This window comes from Mesorhizobium sp. CU3, assembly GCF_006442965.1.
Taxonomy (GTDB): Bacteria; Pseudomonadota; Alphaproteobacteria; order Rhizobiales; family Rhizobiaceae; genus Mesorhizobium.
This window is the reverse complement of sequence record NZ_VFWX01000003.1, coordinates 62,762-80,419: the sequence shown is the minus strand read 5'-3', so window position 1 is coordinate 80,419 and position 17,658 is coordinate 62,762. Positions and strand designations below refer to the sequence as shown.

Genomic DNA, 17,658 nt, shown 5'->3' with positions numbered 1-17,658 from the left:
TTTTTCCTCCCGACCGGCTCAGCGATAGCTAACGGCTTTGACTGCCTCGACGACCTCGCCGACATTGGGCAGCGCCAGCTTTTCGAGGTTCGCGGCGTAAGGCATCGGCACGTCCTTGCCGGCGATGGTGATGACCGGCGCGTCGAGGAAGTCGAAGGCGCGCTGCGACACCTGGTTGGCGATGTGGTCGCCGACCGAGCTCTGCGGGAAACCTTCTTCGACCACCACCAAACGGTTGGTCTTCTTCACCGAAGCGATGATGGTGTCGAAGTCGAGCGGACGGATGGAGCGGAGATCGATGATCTCGGCATCGATGCCCATGCCGCGCAGTTCGGCCTCCGCCTTGATGGCATAGGTCATGCCGATGCCGAAGGAGACGATGGTGACATCCTTACCCGGCTTGTGGACGCGCGCCTTGCCGATCGGCAGCACGAAATCCTCTAGCTTCGGCACATCGAAGGACTGGCCGTAGAGAATTTCGTTCTCGAGGAAGATGACCGGGTTCGGGTCGCGAATCGCGGCCTTGAGCAGGCCCTTGGCGTCGGCGGCCGTGTAGGGCATCACCACCTTGAGGCCGGGGATGTGGCTGTACCAGGCGGCATAGCACTGCGAGTGCTGGGCGGCGACGCGGGCCGCGGCACCATTCGGGCCGCGGAAGACGATCGGCGCGCCCATCTGGCCGCCCGACATATAGAGCGTCTTGGCGGCCGAGTTGATGATCTGGTCGATCGCCTGCATGGCGAAGTTGAACGTCATGAACTCGACGATCGGCTTCAGGCCGGCCATCGCCGCGCCGACGCCGACGCCGGCAAAGCCGTGCTCGGTGATCGGCGTGTCGACGACGCGGCGCGGACCGAATTCCTGCAGCAGGCCCTGCGTGATCTTGTAGGCGCCCTGGTACTCGGCAACTTCCTCGCCCATGACGAAGACATCGCCGTCGCGGCGCATTTCCTCGGCCATGGCGTCACGCAGCGCCTCGCGCACGGTGGTCGAGACCATCTCGGTGCCGGCCGGAATGTCCGGGTCGGCGGCGACTTCCGTCTTCGGCGCGGCGGCGACAGGCGCAGCCGCCTCGCTCTTGGCCGCGGCGGGCGCAGGCGCTGCTGCCGCAGCCTTCGGCGCTTCTTCGCCGATACCTTCGCCGGCCTTGTCGGTATCTTCACCTTCGACAGCAAGCACGGCGATCACCGCATTGACCTTGACGCCTTCGGTGCCGGCCGGAACCACGATCTTGGCAAGCGTGCCTTCATCGACGGCTTCGACTTCCATCGTCGCCTTGTCGGTCTCGATCTCGGCGATGACGTCGCCGGCGACGATCTTGTCGCCTTCGTTCTTCAACCACTTGGAAAGATTGCCCTCTTCCATCGTCGGCGAGAGCGCGGGCATGAGAATTTCGATCGGCATGTCCTTGCCCTCCCTTTACAGTACGATGTCGGTCCAGAGCTCGGACGGATCCGGCTCGGCGTCGTGCTGGGCAAATTCGGCGGCGTCGGCGACGATGTCGCGCACCTCCTTGTCGATGGCCTTGAGGTCGTCTTCGCTCGCCCACTTCTTGCTGGTCAGGCGCGCCTTGACCTGCTCGATCGGGTCGTGCTCGGAACGCATCTTCTGCACTTCTTCCTTGGAGCGGTACTTCGCCGGATCGGACATCGAATGGCCGCGATAGCGATAGGTCTGCATCTCGAGGATCAGCGGGCCGTTGCCGGCGCGGCACCATTCGGTGGCGACATCGGCGGCCGACTTCACGGCGCGCACATCCATGCCGTCGACCTGGATGCCGGGAATCTTGAAGGAGGCGCCGCGATGCGAGAAATCGGTCTCGGCGGACGAGCGCGACACCGACGTGCCCATGGCGTAGCGGTTGTTTTCGATAATGTAGATCACCGGCAGCTTCCACAGCGAGGCCATGTTGAAGCTTTCATAGACCTGGCCCTGGTTGGCGGCGCCGTCGCCGAAATAGGTCAGCGAGACATTCTTGTTCTCGCGATAGCGGTTGGCGAAGGCGAGGCCGGTGCCGAGCGACACCTGCGCGCCGACGATGCCGTGGCCGCCGTAGAAATGCTTCTCCTTGGAGAACATATGCATGGAGCCGCCCTTGCCTTTCGACAGGCCGCCGCCGCGTCCGGTGAGCTCGGCCATGACGCCGCGCGGCGACAGGTCCATCGCCAACATATGGCCGTGGTCGCGATAGGCGGTGATCATCTGGTCGCCTTCGATCAGCGACATCTTCATGCCGGTGACGACGGCCTCCTGGCCGATATAGAGATGGCAGAAGCCGCCGATGAAGCCCATGCCGTAGAGCTGGCCGGCCTTTTCCTCGAAGCGGCGGATCAAGAGCATGTGCCGGTAGGCGGAAAGCTCTTCTTCCTTGGTGAAATCGGCCGGCTTCGGCGCGGAGAGATTTTGCAGTTTGTCGGATTTGGATTTAACGGGCGCTTTTTTGGCGGCGGTGGCCATGCGTCACTCCCTGTTGGCGTCTCTTTGCGGACATTCGGGGAGCGCGAAAAGCCTCCCAACCGATTTGCGCGAGGCTAACATGCAAGGATGCATTGCGCCATGCTGAAAAATGCATGGCTGGCATGCATCTAAGCGATTAGAATCATTATAAATAAGGCCGATTAACCGAAATTCGGTTATTTCGCCGAAGCGGGCAACATGATGGTGATTTCGTCAGGCTGAGACAGATTGAGCGCCTTTCGGGCCTGCTCGTCAAGCATGTCCTTCTCCAGCGTGCCCTCATGCAGCAGCTGGACGCGGCGCTCGAAGTCGACGCGGCGCGCCTTGACGGCATCGAGTTGCGCCTGCAGTTCGGCCTTGCGGGCCTCCAGCCGGTACTTGGAATAGATGCCGAATTCGCCGTGATAGGCGTGGAAGCCGAAATAGGCGAGGAACAGCACGCAGAGCGAGGGAATGATCAGCCTGCCGGTGTTTCGCTGCTTGTGCTGACGTGTCCACATGACCCGAACCCTCGCGGCCGCGAACGCAAGCGACCCTACGAGTCTCATTTCGCCCAATTGTGCTTAATGGACGGTTACGGAGCGCCGAGATTGCAGGCGGGGCGAAACGAAAAAGGGCGGGAAGAACCCGCCCTTTCGAGATTCCGGATTTGGTTGCCGTCAGCCCTTGATCACCGACTTGCCGGCGTAGCGCGCCTGCTTGCCGAGCTCTTCCTCGATGCGGATCAGCTGGTTGTACTTGGCGGTGCGGTCCGAGCGCGACAGCGAGCCGGTCTTGATCTGCCCGCAATTCGTCGCGACCGCGAGGTCGGCGATGGTCGAATCCTCTGTCTCGCCCGAGCGGTGCGACATGACGGCGGTGTAACCGGCCTTGTGCGCGGTCTCGACGGCGTCGAGCGTCTCGGTCAGCGAGCCGATCTGGTTGACCTTGACCAGGATCGAGTTGGCGACGCCCATGCGGATGCCGTCGCGCAGACGCGCCGTGTTGGTGACAAAGAGATCGTCGCCGACGAGCTGGACCTTCTTGCCGATCAGGTCGGTCAGGATCTTCCAGCCTTCCCAGTCGTCCTCGGCAAGGCCGTCCTCGATGGTGATGATCGGATAGTCGCCGGCGAGCTTGGCGAGATATTTGGCCTGCGCCTTCGGATCGCGGGTCTTCTTCTCGCCTTCATAGACGTAGTTGCCGTCCTTGAAGAATTCGGTCGCCGCGCAATCGAGACCGAGCGCGACTTCCTCGCCCGGCTTGAAGCCGGCCTGCACGATCGATTCCATGACGAAGTCGAGCGCGGCCGGCGCGCTCTTTAGGTTTGGCGCGAAGCCGCCCTCGTCGCCAACATTGGTGTTGTGGCCGGCTTCCTTCAGCTTCTTGCGCAGCGTGTGGAAGATTTCCGAACCCCAGCGCACGCCTTCGCGCAGCGTTGGCGCACCGACCGGCAGGATCATGAATTCCTGGAAGTCGATCGGGTTGTCGGCATGCGCGCCGCCATTGATGATGTTCATCATCGGCACCGGCAGGATATGCGCGTTGGCGCCGCCGACATAACGGTAGAGCGGCAAGCCGGCGGCTTCGGCGGCTGCCTTCGCGACGGCCAGCGACACGCCGAGTATGGCGTTGGCGCCGAGGCGGCTCTTGTTCGGCGTGCCGTCGAGTTCGATCATCGTCTGGTCGATATGGATCTGGTTCTCGGCTTCCATGCCGCCGATGGCCTCGAACAATTCGCCGTTCACGGCCTCGACGGCGCGCTGCACGCCCTTGCCGAGATAGCGCGGGCCGCCGTCGCGAACTTCGACCGCTTCATGCGCGCCGGTCGAAGCGCCCGACGGCACCGCGGCGCGGCCCATCGAGCCGTCCTCCAGCACCACGTCGACCTCGACGGTCGGATTGCCACGGCTGTCCAGGATTTCACGCCCGACAATGTCGATGATGGCGGTCATTTGCGATGTCCCCGATTGATCGATTGAAGCGTCGCGCCCCTCTTAGCCAAAGCGGCGCAAAAGGCAATCGGCAGGCCGGCAATAATTGGCGAAGGCCGGATTCACGAAGCGCAAATTTCTGTCATCATAAGTCATGCGCGCGACGCAACCTTCTGATCTAAGCTCGGATTCGCGCGGGGCGAAACAGGAGAGGGTTTCGCCATGTCCCAATTGAGCGGTATCGTGAGTTTGTTTCTGATCGCGGCGGCGTTCCTGACGTCCTGCGATACCCAGAAACCCCAGCAGAGCTCTATGGAGCTTCCGACGCTGCAAGCAGAGTAGAGCGAATACAGAAGGCCCCCGGCAAGATGTCCGGGGGCCTTCTGTTTGATCGTCAGCGCTTAATGCCAGTAAGGCGTGACCTTGTAGTAGCCGAAGGAAGCATCGCGCGCGGCCTCGCCGTCGGCGCCTGTCAGTTCCTTGATCGAGTAAGCGGGTGCTGCCTCGAGTTGCTGCTTGGTGAAAGGCACGACATAGCCGCCCTTGTGCTCATCGTAGTCGAGCGTGGCCCACGGCACGGCGTGATATTTCTCGCCCATGCCGAGGAAGCCGCCAAAGCCAATCACGGCGAACATGATGCCGTTCGACATCTTGTCCAGCATGACGTCCTCGATGCTGCCGATGCTCTTGCCTTCGGTGTTGTAGACGGATGTGCCGATGACGCGCGAGGCGGCAATGGCTTCGGTATGCCCTGAAGGGGTGGTCATAGTGAACTCCTCGTTGTCGTTTATGGGTACTTCGACAATGAAGGGCTCAGGCGAAAGTTCCCTCGTTTTTCAATGACCGCCGATCACTCCGCCAGGATGAAGGTGACCTTCATGTTGACCCGGTAGGCTGCGATCTTGCCGTCCTCGACCACGATCTTCTGGTCCTGGATCCAGGCGCCCTCGACATTCTTCAGGGTTTTCGCGGCGCGCGCGATGCCCTTCTCGATGGCGTCCTGAAAGCTCTTCTTGGACGATGACGTGATTTCGGTGACGCGGGCGACGGACATGGCCTTCCTCCTGCCAAGACGCTCAGTTGCGGAAACGAGCGTACTGCCGGCTTGGTTGAACCACAAGCCGGCGCAGGATCGGCTTTGGTCGGCCGGATCAGTGCCCCTTGGCGACGCGGTCGAAGGCCATCAGCTTTTCCAGCAAGGCCGGCATATCCTTGAGCGGCAGCATGTTGGGGCCATCGGACGAGGTGGAGTTGTCCGGGTCCTGATGTGTCTCGATGAACACGCCGGCAACCCCGACGGCAACCGCGGCACAAGCCAGGGTGGCGACAAAGCGGCGTTCGCCGCCCGACGAACCGCCCTGCCCGCCCGGCTGCTGCACCGAATGGGTTGCGTCGAAGATCACCGGAGCGCCGATCTCGGCCATAATCGGCAGCGCGCGCATATCGGACACCAGCGTGTTGTAGCCGAAGGAGGCGCCACGCTCGGTGGTCAGGACATTGGGATTGCCGGAGCCGGTGATCTTGGCGACCACGTTCTTCATGTCCCAGGGCGCGAGGAACTGGCCCTTCTTGACGTTGATGACCTTGCCGGTCTTGGCGGCGGCGACCAGCATGTCGGTCTGGCGCGACAGGAAGGCAGGTATCTGCAGGACGTCGACATGCGGCGCTACGATGGCGCATTGCTCTTCGGTGTGGACATCGGTCAGCACCGGAAGCCCGAACGCCTTGCGCAGATCGTCGAAGATCGGCATCGCCGCATCGAGGCCGGCGCCGCGTGTCGCCGAGAGCGAGGTGCGGTTGGCCTTGTCGTAGCTGGTCTTGTAGACGAGGCCGATGCCAAGCCGTTCGGTCAGTTCCTTCAGCGCGCCGGCCATGTCGAAAGCGTGCTGGCGCGATTCCAACTGGCACGGGCCGGCAATCAGCGACAGCGGCGCGTTGTTGGCGAAGACGACCTTGCCGACGGTGACGGATGAATTGGGGGCCATCGAATTGGACGCTTGCGGCTTGCTCATGGGATCTCCCGGAAGATGCAGGCGGCGCCCTGCCCGGGCGCCGGCGGCACGACGATATCGTTGCCGCTCATGTTGTGTCGGACCGCGTTGTCCGCAAGCAGGCGCCTAGCGGCGGCCTTGTCGCGAACCGAGAAGACGATGGCTGCGAAGCGCAGATCAGGCGACGGCGCGACCGTCAGACCGAAGCGCAAGCCGTAGTCCTCGGACGAGAGAACGCTGAGGTTGGCATTGGGCAGCCGCACCGTGTCACCGTCGACTGCATCCGCTTCGGCGGCGGTCGCAATCAATCCGATCTTTGCGGCCGGCCTGTCGCTGACGGCGATGACTTCCAGAATGCCCGTCACGCCATTGGCATGCGCCTGCAGGGCGGTCCGGTCGATGTTCGGCGCGTTGATGCGCTGGCAGGCGAACAGGAAGGCTTCGTCGGCCTCCTTGTCGGATAGGAAGGCAAGCTTGAAGGACGCCGTATCGCTCTTGCCGTTGGCGTCGGTGAAGGCGCGCGAGAAGCCCAGCATCTCGCCGGCCGACAGACCAGCCTCGACATAGCGCGCTTGATCGGCAGCGGCATTGGCGGTTCCGAACACGACGGCGGAAAAGCCTTCATCGCCAAGGGTTTGGCGATAGAGACGGTCGCGCGCGACGAAGACGTTACCCTCGCCTATGGCGCGGTCCGCCGTCTGCTCGCTGCCGATCGCAAGCGGCTCGAGATAGGTGCCGTCGGCGAAAAAGACGCAAGCATTCTCGGTGCCGAAGGGATGGACGCCAACCGGCGCGACGACGAAGCCGATGGCGGAGAGGCGCGTCCGCACGGCGTCAAGGCTCGCGGTCGGCAGCACCAGATGGTCGAGCGGGTGGGCGGATGTTTTGGTCATACCGGCGCGGTGTGCCCCATTCCCGCCGACGGTTCAAGAGCAGCTTGGATCAAGAGCCTCAGGCGGCGGCCACCACGTCGGCGGAATAGCGCAGTTCGCGCAGCGGTTTCACCTTGCCGGTCGTCTCGGCGTAGATGGGATGCGCCTTATAGGCGGCGAGCGCCGCCTCGTCCTCGAACTCGGCATAGACGACTACGTCGATCGCGTTAGAAAAAAGATCGACCTTGGTGTTGAGGGTCACCTCGAAATGGCTCGAATGCGGGATGTTACCGAGCGCCTCGAGACCCGTCCGCACGGCCTCGACATCTTCCGGGCGCCGCACGCTGAAGAAAACGATGTGCCGGATCAATCCAGCCTCCCTGGTCGTCAGTCCGGCGGTGTTTTGTGGGAGCAGCGCGCCGGCGTCAACCGGCAACGATGTCGCGCCCGCGATGCCTAGGCACGCTGCGGTTCCGGTTTACCCGGTTACCATGCGCACGATCCGCGACATCTCCCGGACCGCCTGATCGAGGTAATAGCCATGGTGGTAGAGGCCGTCCCAGATCAGGAAAAAGGCGATGGCGACGATGACGATCACATAACGCATGGCCAAAACTAGCGCATACAGGCGGACGGAACCAGAGCGGGTTCACCGCAATTGCTCCAGTCCACGGCTTTTTTACCGAAAGCGGAGCCCCCGAAGAAAGCGCCCGGCAAGCCACACGCTCGTGAGCCGATGTGATGAAACCGCGATCGGCTATCCAGCATTTCTCTTGCCGGCCGACGCCAGCAAAGCATCCCAATGGACGCCGACCATCCTTGGCAACAGGAGGCTTCCATGAACCGAACCATCACAGCCGCAGCCTTGCTCATCGCAGCGGTTTCGGCGAGCAACGCGCAGGCAAGGGTGACCCGGCCCGTCGTCACCAACGACCCCTTGGGCGCATCGGTCGCTCCGACCCTGACGCCCGGCGTCGGCGACCTTATCGACAATGTGCCGACATCGTCGATACAGGAAATCGATCGCCCGCGAGGCATGGCGCCGCTGACGGTACCCAGCGACCCGCTCGGCACGTCGATCCAGCCGGTGCTGCCGGGACCGCTGACGACGCCAGCCCCGACGACGCAACCGTAGAGACCATCCTCAGTCGGGCTGAAGCCGCTGGCTTCAAAGCGTGATGCGGTATCTGGCGAAACCCGCCTCGCCGTCTCCCGCGGCCTCGATCTTCAGCGATTTCACCTGGTCGATGAAGTCCTTGGCTTTTGGGCCGGTCTCGAAGACGACGCTGGTTCCCGGCAGCGGCGTGAACGACCAGTTGTCGTCGGCGGACGGATTGATGGTGCCCTCGCTGACGACGTAGCGCACGATCACGTCGCGGTTGGTGTCCGGCGCCTCATAGATGATCTTCGAAGCGTTGATGTCGGGGAAATTGCCGCCGCCGCCGGCGCGGTAATTGTTGGTGGCGACGACGAATTTAGCAGCCGGATCAATCGGCTTGCCGTTGAAGCCGAGATCGACGATGCGGCTGGAGCCGGCATTGGCGACACCGCCTTTGGCATCGTATTTCGGCGGCTGCGACAGGTCTATCTTGTAGGTGACGCCGTCGATGACGTCGAAATTGTAGGACGGGAAATCGGTGTTGATGAGCGGCTGGTCGGCCTTGCCGGGCTCGATCCGGTTGAAGATGCCGGCCGACATCTCCAGCCATTCCTTGACTTGCGCACCGGTGATTTCCACTGCCCTCACGGTGTTCGGATAAAGATAGAGGTCGGCGACATTCTTGATGGCGATGTCGCCCACCGGAACGTCGGTATAGTAGTCGGCGCCATTGCGGCCACCGGCCTTGAAGGGCGCCGCCGCCGAAAGCAGCGGCACATCCTTCCACTCGGTGCTCTTCAGGATGTCCTTGAGATACCAGGACTGCGCCTGGTTGACGATCTGCACCGACGGGTCGTCGGCGACCAGCGCGAAATAGGAATAGAGCGGCGCCGAGGTCTTGCCGACCGGGCGGCGCACATAGGCAAGCGTCGCCTGATGGTCCTGCTCGAGCGCGGCGATAATGCGCTTGTCATCGGGAACAGTCGCCTTGTTCTTGTTGTCGACCCGCTCGTAGATGGGCCGGGCCTCGGAGGTTGCCGAAACCACCCGCCATTTCGAGCCCTCGCGTTCGAGCAAAAGGTCGATCAGGCCCATGTGCGAGCCCCAGAAGCCGCCCATCACCGCCGGCTTACCCTGCAGCGTCCCCTTCGTCGTATCGACTCCGTCGAGCGCCTGGAAATCCTTCTTTCCCGGGAAGACGAGGTGCTGGTGGCCGGTGAAAACCGCGTCGATGCCCTCGACGCCGGCGACGAAGAAGGAGGCGTTCTCCATCTTGTCGCCCTGCTTGATGTCGATGCCGGAATGCGAGAGCGCAATGACGATGTCGGCGCCTTCCTCCTTGATCTGTGGCACCCAGGCCTTGGCCGCCTCGACGATGTCGCGGGTCTGGACGTTGCCTTCGAGGTTCTTCAGGTCCCAGACCATGATCTGCGGCGGCACGAAGCCGATGACGCCGATCCTTATCGGCTGTTCGGCGCCGGAGCCGTCCTTGATCTTCCTGTCGAGGATTACATAGGGCTTGAGATAGAGCTTGTCGTCGCGCGGATTGCTGGCCAGCGCGGTGCCGCGGATCAGGTTCGCGCAGACGAAGGGGAAATTGGCGCCGGCCAGCACCTTGTCCAGGAAGGACAGGCCGTAGTTGAATTCGTGATTGCCGAGCGTGGAGCACTCGTAGCCGAGCAGGTTCATGCCCTTCATGATCGGATGCAGGTCGCCGTCCTTGATGCCTTTCTCATAGGCGATGTAATCGCCCATCGGGTTGCCCTGCAGAAGGTCGCCGTTGTCGATCAGCATCGCGTTGGTGGCTTCCTTGCGCACGGCATCGATCAGCGAAGCGGTGCGCGACAGGCCCATCGTGTCGTTCGCTTTGTCGGCGTAATAGTCATAGGGCAGCACGTTCACATGGATGTCGGTCGTCTCCATGATCCTCAGATGCGCCTGATTGGTCGCGGCGCGGGCGGAGAACGGATGGAGCATGATCAGCGCGCCGCTGGCGGCGGCGCCGGCCAGGAATGCGCGGCGGGAAACGGGCAGCGGCGACATGGTCTTCTCCTCTTCGACAATGCGACAAATCCCCTGCCCCGAGCCGGAGCATGGCGCTGAAGACTCTCTGAGTCCATGCGCGCGGAAAGCCTTTCGATCACGACAAGGTGACGTGTCGATGAACGGCGTTCGTCAGCTCTTGTCGTCGTCGCCCTGAGTGATCAATCGGGCGCTGCGTTGGCCGGTGAAGTAGATCCAAAGCCAGCTAAGCGACACGGCGAGCCGGTTGCGGAAATCGATCAGGAAATAGATGTGAGCGATGCCCCAGAGCCACCAGGCAAGCCAGCCGGTGAGCTTGATCCAGCCGAAGTCGATGGCGGCCGACCATTTACCGATCGTCGCCAGGTCGCCAGCATGCTTGTAGCGGAACGGACGCGCCGCGCCGTCGCCGGCAAGCCGCGCCTTGATCGTCGTGGCGACATGCTTGCCCTCCTGCTTGGCGGAGGGCGCCACGCCCGGCACGGGCTTGCCATCGGGACGCAGCACATGGGCGGTGTCGCCGATGACGAAGATCTCCGGGCTGCCCGGCACGGTCAGATCGGGCTCGACCAGCACCCTGCCCGCGCGGTCGGTGGCAGCGCCCAGCCACTCCCCCGCCGGCGAGGCGGCGACGCCCGCGGCCCAAAGGATGGTGCGCGCCGGCAGATGCGTGTCGCCGAAGACAACGCCCTCGGCATCGAGCTGCGTGACAGGACGGCCGAGTTCCACCCCGTGACGCCGAGCCGCTCCAGCGCCTTCTTTGCGTAAGCCGACAGCTCCTGCGCGAAATTGGGCAGGATACGGTCGCCGGCCTCGACCAGCACCACGCGCGCCTGGCGCGTGTCGATGTTGCGAAATTCGCCGCGCAGCGTGTCGTGCGCGAGCTCGATGATGGTGCCGGCAAGCTCCACGCCGGTCGGGCCGCCGCCGACGATGACCAGCGTCAGCAGCGCCTGGCGCATGGCCGGATCGGTTTCGCGCTCCGCCTGCTCGAAGGCGAGCAGGATGCGGCGGCGGATCGCCGTGGCGTCCTCAAGCGTCTTCAAGCCCGGCGCGAACGGCTCCCATTCGTCATGGCCGAAATAGGCGTGGCGCGCGCCGGTGGCGAGCACCAGCGTGTCATAGGCAATCGCACTGCCGTCCTCGAGCAGCACGCGCTTGCCGGCGCGGTCGACGCCGGTGACGGTGCCGAGCAGCGTGGTGACGTCCTTGCGTTTGCTGAGCAGATGGCGGATCGGCCAGGCGACCTCGGAGGTGGCCAGCGACGTGGTCGCAACCTGATAAAGCAGCGGCTGGAACAGATGGTGGTTGCGCTTGTCGACCATGGTGATGCGCACTGGCGCTCCGGCCAGCGCGCGCGTCAGTTCGAGGCCGCCGAAGCCGGCGCCGACCACGACGACATGATGTCTGGTTTCGCTCATTTCATCCCACCTCGCGATGTAAAATCACAACAGGAATGTAGGTATTTTTGTGCGCTGCAACAACGTCTTGAGGAACGGGAAACATGCCCCAGAGTCGTCGCGCGGCGTCGTGAATGCACATGAAGCGCACCCTGTCGCAGGTATAGCGTGATGCAGAATGACAGGAGCCAGGGCATGGCCGACAATCGCAACGATGAACAGGCGCAATATTCCTCGCCGCCTTGCTTCATGCATGAGCTCGACGCCGAATACCAAGCGCCGCTCACCGATTGGACCGATGTGCGGCGCTGGCGCAAGGCCGAACGCGAGCGGCTGATCGCGGCGCGCCTCGCCGTTTCCGCCGACGCACGCGCCGTAATGTCGGCGCGCATTGCGGAAGGGCTCGATGCCTTGATCGGCGACATTGCCGGCCGCTTAGTTAGCCTCTATTGGCCGTTTCGCGGCGAGCCAGATCTGCGTGGATGGGTGGCTTCGGTGAACGAACGCGGCGGTCGCACTGCGCTGCCTGTCGTCATTGAAAAGGGGCAGCCACTGGTGTTCCGCGCCTACAAGCCAGGTGACCGGCTGGAGAAAGGCGTCTGGAACATTCCAATCCCGGCCGAAGGCGAGCCTGTGCTGCCCGACATCGTGATCTCGCCGATCGTCGGCATCGATCCCGGCAAGTATCGCCTTGGCTATGGCGGCGGCTTCTTCGACCGCACGCTGGCCGCCATGCCTTTCCGGCCATTGGTCATCGGCGTCGGCTACGAACTGCAGCGCATTGCGACCATCTACCCGCAGCCGCACGATATCCCGATGAGCGAAGTGGTGACGGAAGGCTGAATTCGCCGCCTCGGCAAGGGTCCGATCGGTACAGGGAGAAATTCGATTTGCTGTTGCTGACTCGCCTTGGTAGTTTGCTGCGAGGGTGGGATAGAGATGTTTGCTACATCAGCTCCTTATGTGGTTACGATTTTGATGTCGGTAATCACTTGGGTATTGTCGACATACTATCAGGACATAAGCACCACCCCGTATCTGCGTTACGAGGTGGTGGAAGACGGCAGGACCGCGCAGCCGCCCTATGAAACGTACCGATTCACCAATGCGTCGCCTAAAGTAAGGATATCGGGCGTTACGATTGGACTTGATTGCCCTGGCAGCGAGGAATGCTTCGGGGTTGCCGGATCACCGTCTGATGCGTCTGCACAGATGTTAAAGGTGCCTCCTTGGGCCATGCCCGATGCTATCGAGCCTTCGCCTTCGATCGTCCAACAGAAAATCGATCTACCGGCCGGGACCGCGTTCGAAATAAAGCTTGTTCTGCGAACGAAAGATGTGAAGCCGTTCCTCTATTTCCAGAGTGGTCCTGACCAAAAAGTCGATCTGAAGTTGATTACGGGCTGCACCCTCGATGAGATTGTCGCCAACAACTACCTGGCCATTGTTACGACGCTTTGGATCATAGCCTGCGCGATAATTATGTTGGCCTATTATCGCGCCACCGCGACAAAGCCAACGAATACACCCGACAAGCCGGAACTCATTCATCTCAAGATCATTCGAGATTGATCATGCCTCGATTCGTATGCGTAATGCTTGCTTTAACCGCGTTGGGCATGCCAATCCAAGCGCGATCGGCCGAGGCGGTTAGCGTCTCGATCACAGTGATGAGCAATGGCACGCCCTCCGTGGGTGTTCCGGCTCATATCTATCGCAAGACTTCGACGACGACGGAGCAACTGGCCACCGACACCGACGACGAAGGAAAAGCCACCCTCTCCGAGGCGGCATGCTCTGCAGACGTCCAGTATCGGGTCGAGGCGCTATCTCTTATCCGCTATCCGAGAGGACGCATAAGATGGGAGTCCTGCCGGGTGACAGGTCCGATTGTTTTTCTTCTTTCTTCGTCGGGAGTCTCTTCCCGGACCTCGACTTTTCTAGAAGGAAAAATACCCGACGGGTGGTTAGTCCCGCAGGGTTATGACGTGCTCTTCACCGATTTGCGTAAATCCGTTGACGCTAAGCAATGGGGCGCTGTCGCCAAACTTAGCTCGCAACTTGCCGCCCAATACCGTTCGGCAGGCCGAAAAGACGAGGCCAGCACATTCGCAGAAATAGCCTTGGCAGGAACTGCTGGCTATGCGGCATCCCATCTTCCTGATGAAAACAACGTCTCTGATTCACTTTTGCAGTTTGGCTTTGGCGCCAACGACGAGGTTCTGCTGTCGCCCGACGCAAAGAAAGCCGTGGCGAATCTCCAGACATCCTGCGGCTTGGCGACGGATGGCGTCGTTGGTTGGAAGACGATGAGCTGCCTGCCCGGGGGTGATGGCTATACGCTACCGAACGTTGCAACTGTTCCGTTCCAAAGCCTTGTGCCAGAACCCAAAACTTAGCGCTTAAGCCATCTCTGGCCGCAGCCCCACCGCCGTACGGTCTACAATCTCGCGCAATGCGAAGGACGAGTTGATCTTCGTCACATGCGGCATGGCCGACAGCCATTCCTTGTGGATGCGCTCATAGTCGACGAGATCCTTCGCCGCGATGCGCAGAATGTAGTCGTATTCGCCCGACATCAAATGGCAGGACAGCACGTTCGGGCAGCGCTTGATCGCCGCCTCGAAATCCGACAGCGTCTTCTCGAACTGGCCCGATAAAGATATATGCACGATCGCCGTCATCTGGTGGCCGAGCGCTGCGTTGGACAGCCGGGCATGATAGCCGCGGATCGTGCCTGCCTTCTCCAGATTGTCGAGCCGGCGCGAGCAGGCCGACTGCGATAGTCCGACCTTCTCGGCAAGCGCCGCATTGGGCATCCGGCCATCCTTCTGCAGGGTCTCCAGAATGGCGATATCAATCCTGTCGAGCGGCATTTTTCGTGAATCCTGCGAATTCTGTGCTATTTTGCGCAACGATTAACGAAGATCGATCCCTGTCGCAAGTGCATTCGCAAACACATGCGGAACGATTCGTGGTTCACTCCAATTAATGCAGGTCGTCGCGGAGACGCATGGCGCTTTCGAGCCGACCGCATGGTGAATCGCAGGGAGAGTGCCCTTTCAAGGGCCGGACAGGAGAACAGGATGCGCGTCGGCTGCCCCAAGGAAATCAAGAATCATGAATATCGCGTCGGCCTGACGCCCGGCTCGGTCCGCGAATATGTCGCGCACGGCCACGAGGTGCTGGTCGAGACCGGCGCAGGCGCCGGCATCGGCGCCGACGACAACGCCTATCGCGCCGCCGGCGCGACCATCGCCAAGACGGCGGCGGATGTGTTCGCCAAGTCGGACATGATCGTCAAGGTCAAGGAGCCGCAGCCCAATGAATGGGTGCAACTGCGCGACGGCCAGATCCTCTACACCTATCTGCACCTCGCGCCCGATCCGGAGCAGACCAAGGGTCTTCTCGCCTCTGGCGTCACCGCGATCGCCTATGAGACCGTGACCGACGACCGCGGCGGGCTCCCGTTGCTGGCGCCGATGTCTGAAGTCGCCGGCCGCCTGTCGATCCAGGCCGGCGCGACCGCGCTGCAAAAGGCCAATGGCGGCCGTGGCGTGCTGCTCGGCGGCGTGCCCGGCGTGCTGCCCGGCAAGGTCACCGTGCTCGGCGGCGGCGTTGTCGGCCTGCATGCGGCCAAGATGGCGGCCGGCCTCGGCGCCGACGTCACCATCATCGACCGCTCGATCCCGCGCCTGCGTCAGCTCGACGACATCTTTGGCGGCCGCGTCCACACCCGCTACTCGACCGTCGAGGCGCTGGAAGAGGAGTGCTTCTCGGCCGACGTCGTCATAGGCGCCGTGCTGATCCCGGGCGCCGCCGCGCCCAAGCTCGTCAGCCGCGAGATGCTGTCCGGCATGAAGAAGGGCTCGGTGCTGGTCGACGTCGCCATCGACCAGGGCGGCTGCTTCGAGACCTCGCATGCCACGACCCATGCCGAGCCGACCTATGAGGTCGACGGCGTCATCCACTATTGCGTCGCCAACATGCCGGGCGCCGTGCCGGTCACCTCGGCGCATGCGCTGAACAACGCGACGCTGCATTACGGCCTGCAGCTTGCCGACAAGGGCCTGAAGGCGCTGGTCGACGACCATCACCTGCGCAACGGCCTCAATGTCCACAAGGGCAAGATCACCAACCGCGCCGTCGCCGAGGCGCTCGGCTACGAGATGGTCGAGCCGAAGGCGGTGCTCGCCGCCTAATATCCGAGCAATTCCAGGAAAAGTGTGTAGCGGTTTTCCGTCCGGAATTGCGAAAAAAGAGAGATCGACAAGACTTTCCTCCTGTCGCGCCCGCCGGTCATTCCGGCGGGCTTTTCTTTGCCGGGAAATCAAAAAACAAAAAAGCGGAGCAAAAGCCCCGCTTCCTCGATGCTGTGATTTGCCGCCGGTCCATCCGCGGTCGACAAATCATCAACGCATATTTTCTAGCGCAGTAGTACGACGAGAATGCGACAGTCTTGATGGATCCGCGCTCGACCCTGGTCTCACCGGACATAATCCCGCCCTTGTGTGAAATGCTTCACATTCGGCTCGCGAGAAACTTGCCTAGAGACCGTTACTGGCGGCCTCGGCCGTTCCCAAAGTCGGCAGATTGTCGACAAGGCACGGCCCAGTCGACAGCTTCTGTCAAACTCCCAACGGCCCGCCAAAATGCCTCGGCGGGCTTCTTTTTGCGTATCAGGCGCGGTCGATGCGGCACTGATAACAGTTGTTGCGCGCCGAGCGGACGTGGATGTAGACGATGTCGTCGCGCTCGAACAGTTCCTCCGCGCGCGCGGCAATCTTGGCAGTCGGCGTGACGGCGCCGCTGCCATAGACGATGCGATCGTCCTTGCCGTAGCCGCGCACGATGTAATCGCTGCTTTCCAGCATGTCCGGCAGCGCATCCGCCTCGGCGGCGCGTTCGCATTCGTCGGCATGCACGAAGAGCGGGCCAGTTTCGGCATAGGGCTGCAACTCGGGGAACGGCCGGTAGGCGACGATGAGGTAGCCGTCGCCTTCTGCGACGTTTTTCAAGCAATGCCGGCATGGCACGCCGTCGCCATCGGAGATCCTGTGCTCGGGCGTGCGGCCGTAGGCATCGGGTGCTCCCCGTTGCAAGGCGCGTACGGCTTCGGTGGGCAGGGCTTTGAAGTGGATCGACATAAGCGAAGTCTCCGATTTCGATGACCGGAAACTATGCCTTGGGAGAAGCGCCTCCCACCCGATTCCTGCGTTGTGGAGGCGGTTCGAAGAGCCAGGCGGCCTGGGTGCCGGGCTCCCGTGCTTTCGCTGCTACCGGACGAAATCATCGAAGCGGCGCAGTGTCACCCGGCGGTTGCGCCAGTTCTCCTGCTGCGTCGGCACCAGCAGGAATTCCTCGCCATAGCCGACAGTCTCGAGCGCACGTCCCGGCACGCCGAACTCGCCGACCAGCGTCCGCTTCAACGAGGCGGCGCGGCGTTCGGACAGGATCTGGTTCGATTCGAACGAGCCGACCGCATCGGTATGCCCCTCGATCAGGATGCGGGCGTCGCGGTCGCGGCGCAGGATGCGATGCAGCGCGTCGGCGATGATCTCGACCTTGCCGTATTGCGAGGGCGCGATCGCCGCCGAGCCGAACTCGAAATTGATCGACTGGATGTCGATCGAGCGCGCCATGCGCCGCAGGTCCGGCCGTCGCTTGAATTCGCGGATGGTGACGCGCTCGTTGGGGCGCAGCCGCTTCTTCGGCGCGGCGTCGAGCTGGCGCTCGATGGTCGCCGCCGAGGGCGTGGTTGCCTGCGCCGATGCCAGGCTCGGCATGGCAATCGCCGCGATCATCGCCACGGCAAATGTACGTCGGGTCAGCATATTTCTCTCCTTCGACCGCTGATGTCTCGAAAGGAGAATGGCAAAGCCAGGCTGAAGCCCCGATGAACGG

19 protein-coding genes and 1 pseudogene are annotated in these 17,658 nt (G+C 62.4%); 5 read left to right on the top strand and 15 right to left on the bottom strand.

What is annotated here, in order from left to right; translation table 11 throughout:
- Positions 1-18 precede the first annotated feature (18 nt).
- The 10 genes from FJ988_RS06530 to FJ988_RS31360 form a co-directional block, all read right to left on the bottom strand.
- Positions 19-1,404, bottom strand: a complete 1,386-nt coding sequence (locus FJ988_RS06530) for a pyruvate dehydrogenase complex E1 component subunit beta (protein ID WP_140815932.1) — start codon at positions 1,402-1,404, stop codon at positions 19-21.
- 15 nt (positions 1,405-1,419) lie between these two features.
- Complete coding sequence (gene pdhA / locus FJ988_RS06525) at positions 1,420-2,457, bottom strand: pyruvate dehydrogenase (acetyl-transferring) E1 component subunit alpha (protein WP_140815931.1); 1,038 nt, start codon at positions 2,455-2,457, stop codon at positions 1,420-1,422.
- A gap of 176 nt (positions 2,458-2,633) precedes the next feature.
- Complete coding sequence (locus tag FJ988_RS06520; protein ID WP_140815930.1) at positions 2,634-2,957, bottom strand: septum formation initiator family protein; 324 nt, start codon at positions 2,955-2,957, stop codon at positions 2,634-2,636.
- 159 nt (positions 2,958-3,116) lie between these two features.
- A complete protein-coding gene (gene eno, locus FJ988_RS06515; RefSeq protein ID WP_140815929.1) occupies positions 3,117-4,391 on the bottom strand; it encodes a phosphopyruvate hydratase in 1,275 nt (424 codons plus the stop codon).
- 380 nt (positions 4,392-4,771) lie between these two features.
- Entirely contained in the window at positions 4,772-5,137 is a 366-nt protein-coding gene (locus FJ988_RS06510; RefSeq protein WP_140815928.1) for a PRC-barrel domain-containing protein, read from the bottom strand.
- Between the two features lie 83 nt (positions 5,138-5,220).
- Positions 5,221-5,424: a dodecin family protein gene (locus tag FJ988_RS06505; RefSeq protein ID WP_019858016.1), complete on the bottom strand. Its 204-nt coding sequence runs from the start codon at positions 5,422-5,424 to the stop codon at positions 5,221-5,223.
- 97 nt (positions 5,425-5,521) lie between these two features.
- Positions 5,522-6,382, bottom strand: a complete 861-nt coding sequence (kdsA, locus tag FJ988_RS06500) for a 3-deoxy-8-phosphooctulonate synthase (RefSeq protein WP_140815927.1) — start codon at positions 6,380-6,382, stop codon at positions 5,522-5,524.
- On the bottom strand, positions 6,379-7,254 hold the full coding sequence (locus FJ988_RS06495; protein WP_140815926.1) for a VOC family protein: 876 nt from the start codon (positions 7,252-7,254) through the stop codon (positions 6,379-6,381). Before FJ988_RS06495 ends, kdsA begins: the two co-directional genes overlap by 4 nt.
- 58 nt (positions 7,255-7,312) lie before the next feature.
- Positions 7,313-7,603, bottom strand: a complete 291-nt coding sequence (locus tag FJ988_RS06490) for a Dabb family protein (protein WP_140815925.1) — start codon at positions 7,601-7,603, stop codon at positions 7,313-7,315.
- A gap of 108 nt (positions 7,604-7,711) precedes the next feature.
- Entirely contained in the window at positions 7,712-7,840 is a 129-nt protein-coding gene (locus FJ988_RS31360) for a hypothetical protein (RefSeq protein WP_281407744.1), read from the bottom strand.
- A gap of 231 nt (positions 7,841-8,071) precedes the next feature.
- Between FJ988_RS31360 and FJ988_RS06485 the strand changes: the two genes are divergently transcribed.
- The gene (locus FJ988_RS06485) at positions 8,072-8,368 is read left to right on the top strand and encodes a hypothetical protein (protein ID WP_140815924.1); all 297 of its coding nucleotides are present in this window, start codon (positions 8,072-8,074) and stop codon (positions 8,366-8,368) included.
- Positions 8,369-8,401: 33 nt separating this feature from the next.
- Here the strand turns inward: FJ988_RS06485 and FJ988_RS06480 are convergent, their stop codons facing one another.
- Both FJ988_RS06480 and FJ988_RS06475 read right to left on the bottom strand, forming a co-directional pair.
- Positions 8,402-10,375: a bifunctional 2',3'-cyclic-nucleotide 2'-phosphodiesterase/3'-nucleotidase gene (locus tag FJ988_RS06480; RefSeq protein ID WP_140815923.1), complete on the bottom strand. Its 1,974-nt coding sequence runs from the start codon at positions 10,373-10,375 to the stop codon at positions 8,402-8,404.
- Positions 10,376-10,507: 132 nt separating this feature from the next.
- Positions 10,508-11,775: pseudogene (locus FJ988_RS06475) on the bottom strand (NAD(P)/FAD-dependent oxidoreductase).
- Between the two features lie 174 nt (positions 11,776-11,949).
- On the opposite strand from FJ988_RS06475, the gene FJ988_RS06470 reads away from it, so the two are divergent.
- The 3 genes from FJ988_RS06470 (at position 11,950) to FJ988_RS06460 (ending at position 14,153) form a co-directional block, all read left to right on the top strand.
- The gene (locus FJ988_RS06470; protein WP_140815922.1) at positions 11,950-12,597 is read left to right on the top strand and encodes a 5-formyltetrahydrofolate cyclo-ligase; all 648 of its coding nucleotides are present in this window, start codon (positions 11,950-11,952) and stop codon (positions 12,595-12,597) included.
- Positions 12,598-12,693: 96 nt separating this feature from the next.
- Complete coding sequence (locus tag FJ988_RS06465; RefSeq protein ID WP_140815921.1) at positions 12,694-13,326, top strand: hypothetical protein; 633 nt, start codon at positions 12,694-12,696, stop codon at positions 13,324-13,326.
- A 98-nt stretch (positions 13,327-13,424) separates the two neighbouring features.
- Positions 13,425-14,153, top strand: coding sequence for a hypothetical protein (locus FJ988_RS06460; protein WP_140815920.1), 729 nt, complete (start codon positions 13,425-13,427; stop codon positions 14,151-14,153).
- A 3-nt stretch (positions 14,154-14,156) separates the two neighbouring features.
- On the opposite strand, the gene FJ988_RS06455 is transcribed toward FJ988_RS06460, so the two are convergent.
- On the bottom strand, positions 14,157-14,630 hold the full coding sequence (locus tag FJ988_RS06455; RefSeq protein WP_140815919.1) for an Lrp/AsnC family transcriptional regulator: 474 nt from the start codon (positions 14,628-14,630) through the stop codon (positions 14,157-14,159).
- A 210-nt stretch (positions 14,631-14,840) separates the two neighbouring features.
- Between FJ988_RS06455 and ald the strand changes: the two genes are divergently transcribed.
- Positions 14,841-15,956, top strand: a complete 1,116-nt coding sequence (gene ald / locus FJ988_RS06450; protein ID WP_140815918.1) for an alanine dehydrogenase — start codon at positions 14,841-14,843, stop codon at positions 15,954-15,956.
- A gap of 477 nt (positions 15,957-16,433) precedes the next feature.
- Here ald and FJ988_RS06445 read toward each other — a convergent pair whose 3' ends face one another.
- The gene (locus FJ988_RS06445) at positions 16,434-16,901 is read right to left on the bottom strand and encodes a DUF1203 domain-containing protein (protein ID WP_140815917.1); all 468 of its coding nucleotides are present in this window, start codon (positions 16,899-16,901) and stop codon (positions 16,434-16,436) included.
- Positions 16,902-17,030: 129 nt separating this feature from the next.
- Positions 17,031-17,588 carry an OmpA family protein gene (locus FJ988_RS06440; RefSeq protein ID WP_140815916.1) on the bottom strand — a complete coding sequence of 186 codons (558 nt, stop codon included), beginning with the start codon at positions 17,586-17,588 and terminating at the stop codon, positions 17,031-17,033.
- Positions 17,589-17,658: the final 70 nt, after the last annotated feature.

What these genes read in the sequence shown, in the direction of transcription:
- pdhA (WP_140815931.1), bottom strand. Translation starts at nt 2,457, where the DNA reads ATGGCCACCGCCGCCAAAAAAGCGCCCGTTAAATCCAAATCCGACAAA.
- kdsA (WP_140815927.1), bottom strand. Translation starts at nt 6,382, where the DNA reads ATGAGCAAGCCGCAAGCGTCCAATTCGATGGCCCCCAATTCATCCGTC.
- FJ988_RS06465 (WP_140815921.1), top strand. Translation starts at nt 12,694, where the DNA reads ATGTTTGCTACATCAGCTCCTTATGTGGTTACGATTTTGATGTCGGTA.
- FJ988_RS06445 (WP_140815917.1), bottom strand. Translation starts at nt 16,901, where the DNA reads ATGTCGATCCACTTCAAAGCCCTGCCCACCGAAGCCGTACGCGCCTTG.
- FJ988_RS06480 (WP_140815923.1), bottom strand. Translation starts at nt 10,375, where the DNA reads ATGTCGCCGCTGCCCGTTTCCCGCCGCGCATTCCTGGCCGGCGCCGCC.
- FJ988_RS06505 (WP_019858016.1), bottom strand. Translation starts at nt 5,424, where the DNA reads ATGTCCGTCGCCCGCGTCACCGAAATCACGTCATCGTCCAAGAAGAGC.
- FJ988_RS06530 (WP_140815932.1), bottom strand. Translation starts at nt 1,404, where the DNA reads ATGCCGATCGAAATTCTCATGCCCGCGCTCTCGCCGACGATGGAAGAG.
- FJ988_RS06510 (WP_140815928.1), bottom strand. Translation starts at nt 5,137, where the DNA reads ATGACCACCCCTTCAGGGCATACCGAAGCCATTGCCGCCTCGCGCGTC.
- FJ988_RS06455 (WP_140815919.1), bottom strand. Translation starts at nt 14,630, where the DNA reads ATGCCGCTCGACAGGATTGATATCGCCATTCTGGAGACCCTGCAGAAG.
- FJ988_RS31360 (WP_281407744.1), bottom strand. Translation starts at nt 7,840, where the DNA reads ATGCGTTATGTGATCGTCATCGTCGCCATCGCCTTTTTCCTGATCTGG.
- FJ988_RS06485 (WP_140815924.1), top strand. Translation starts at nt 8,072, where the DNA reads ATGAACCGAACCATCACAGCCGCAGCCTTGCTCATCGCAGCGGTTTCG.
- FJ988_RS06495 (WP_140815926.1), bottom strand. Translation starts at nt 7,254, where the DNA reads ATGACCAAAACATCCGCCCACCCGCTCGACCATCTGGTGCTGCCGACC.
- eno (WP_140815929.1), bottom strand. Translation starts at nt 4,391, where the DNA reads ATGACCGCCATCATCGACATTGTCGGGCGTGAAATCCTGGACAGCCGT.
- FJ988_RS06520 (WP_140815930.1), bottom strand. Translation starts at nt 2,957, where the DNA reads ATGTGGACACGTCAGCACAAGCAGCGAAACACCGGCAGGCTGATCATT.
- ald (WP_140815918.1), top strand. Translation starts at nt 14,841, where the DNA reads ATGCGCGTCGGCTGCCCCAAGGAAATCAAGAATCATGAATATCGCGTC.
- FJ988_RS06440 (WP_140815916.1), bottom strand. Translation starts at nt 17,588, where the DNA reads ATGCTGACCCGACGTACATTTGCCGTGGCGATGATCGCGGCGATTGCC.
- FJ988_RS06460 (WP_140815920.1), top strand. Translation starts at nt 13,425, where the DNA reads ATGAGCAATGGCACGCCCTCCGTGGGTGTTCCGGCTCATATCTATCGC.
- FJ988_RS06470 (WP_140815922.1), top strand. Translation starts at nt 11,950, where the DNA reads ATGGCCGACAATCGCAACGATGAACAGGCGCAATATTCCTCGCCGCCT.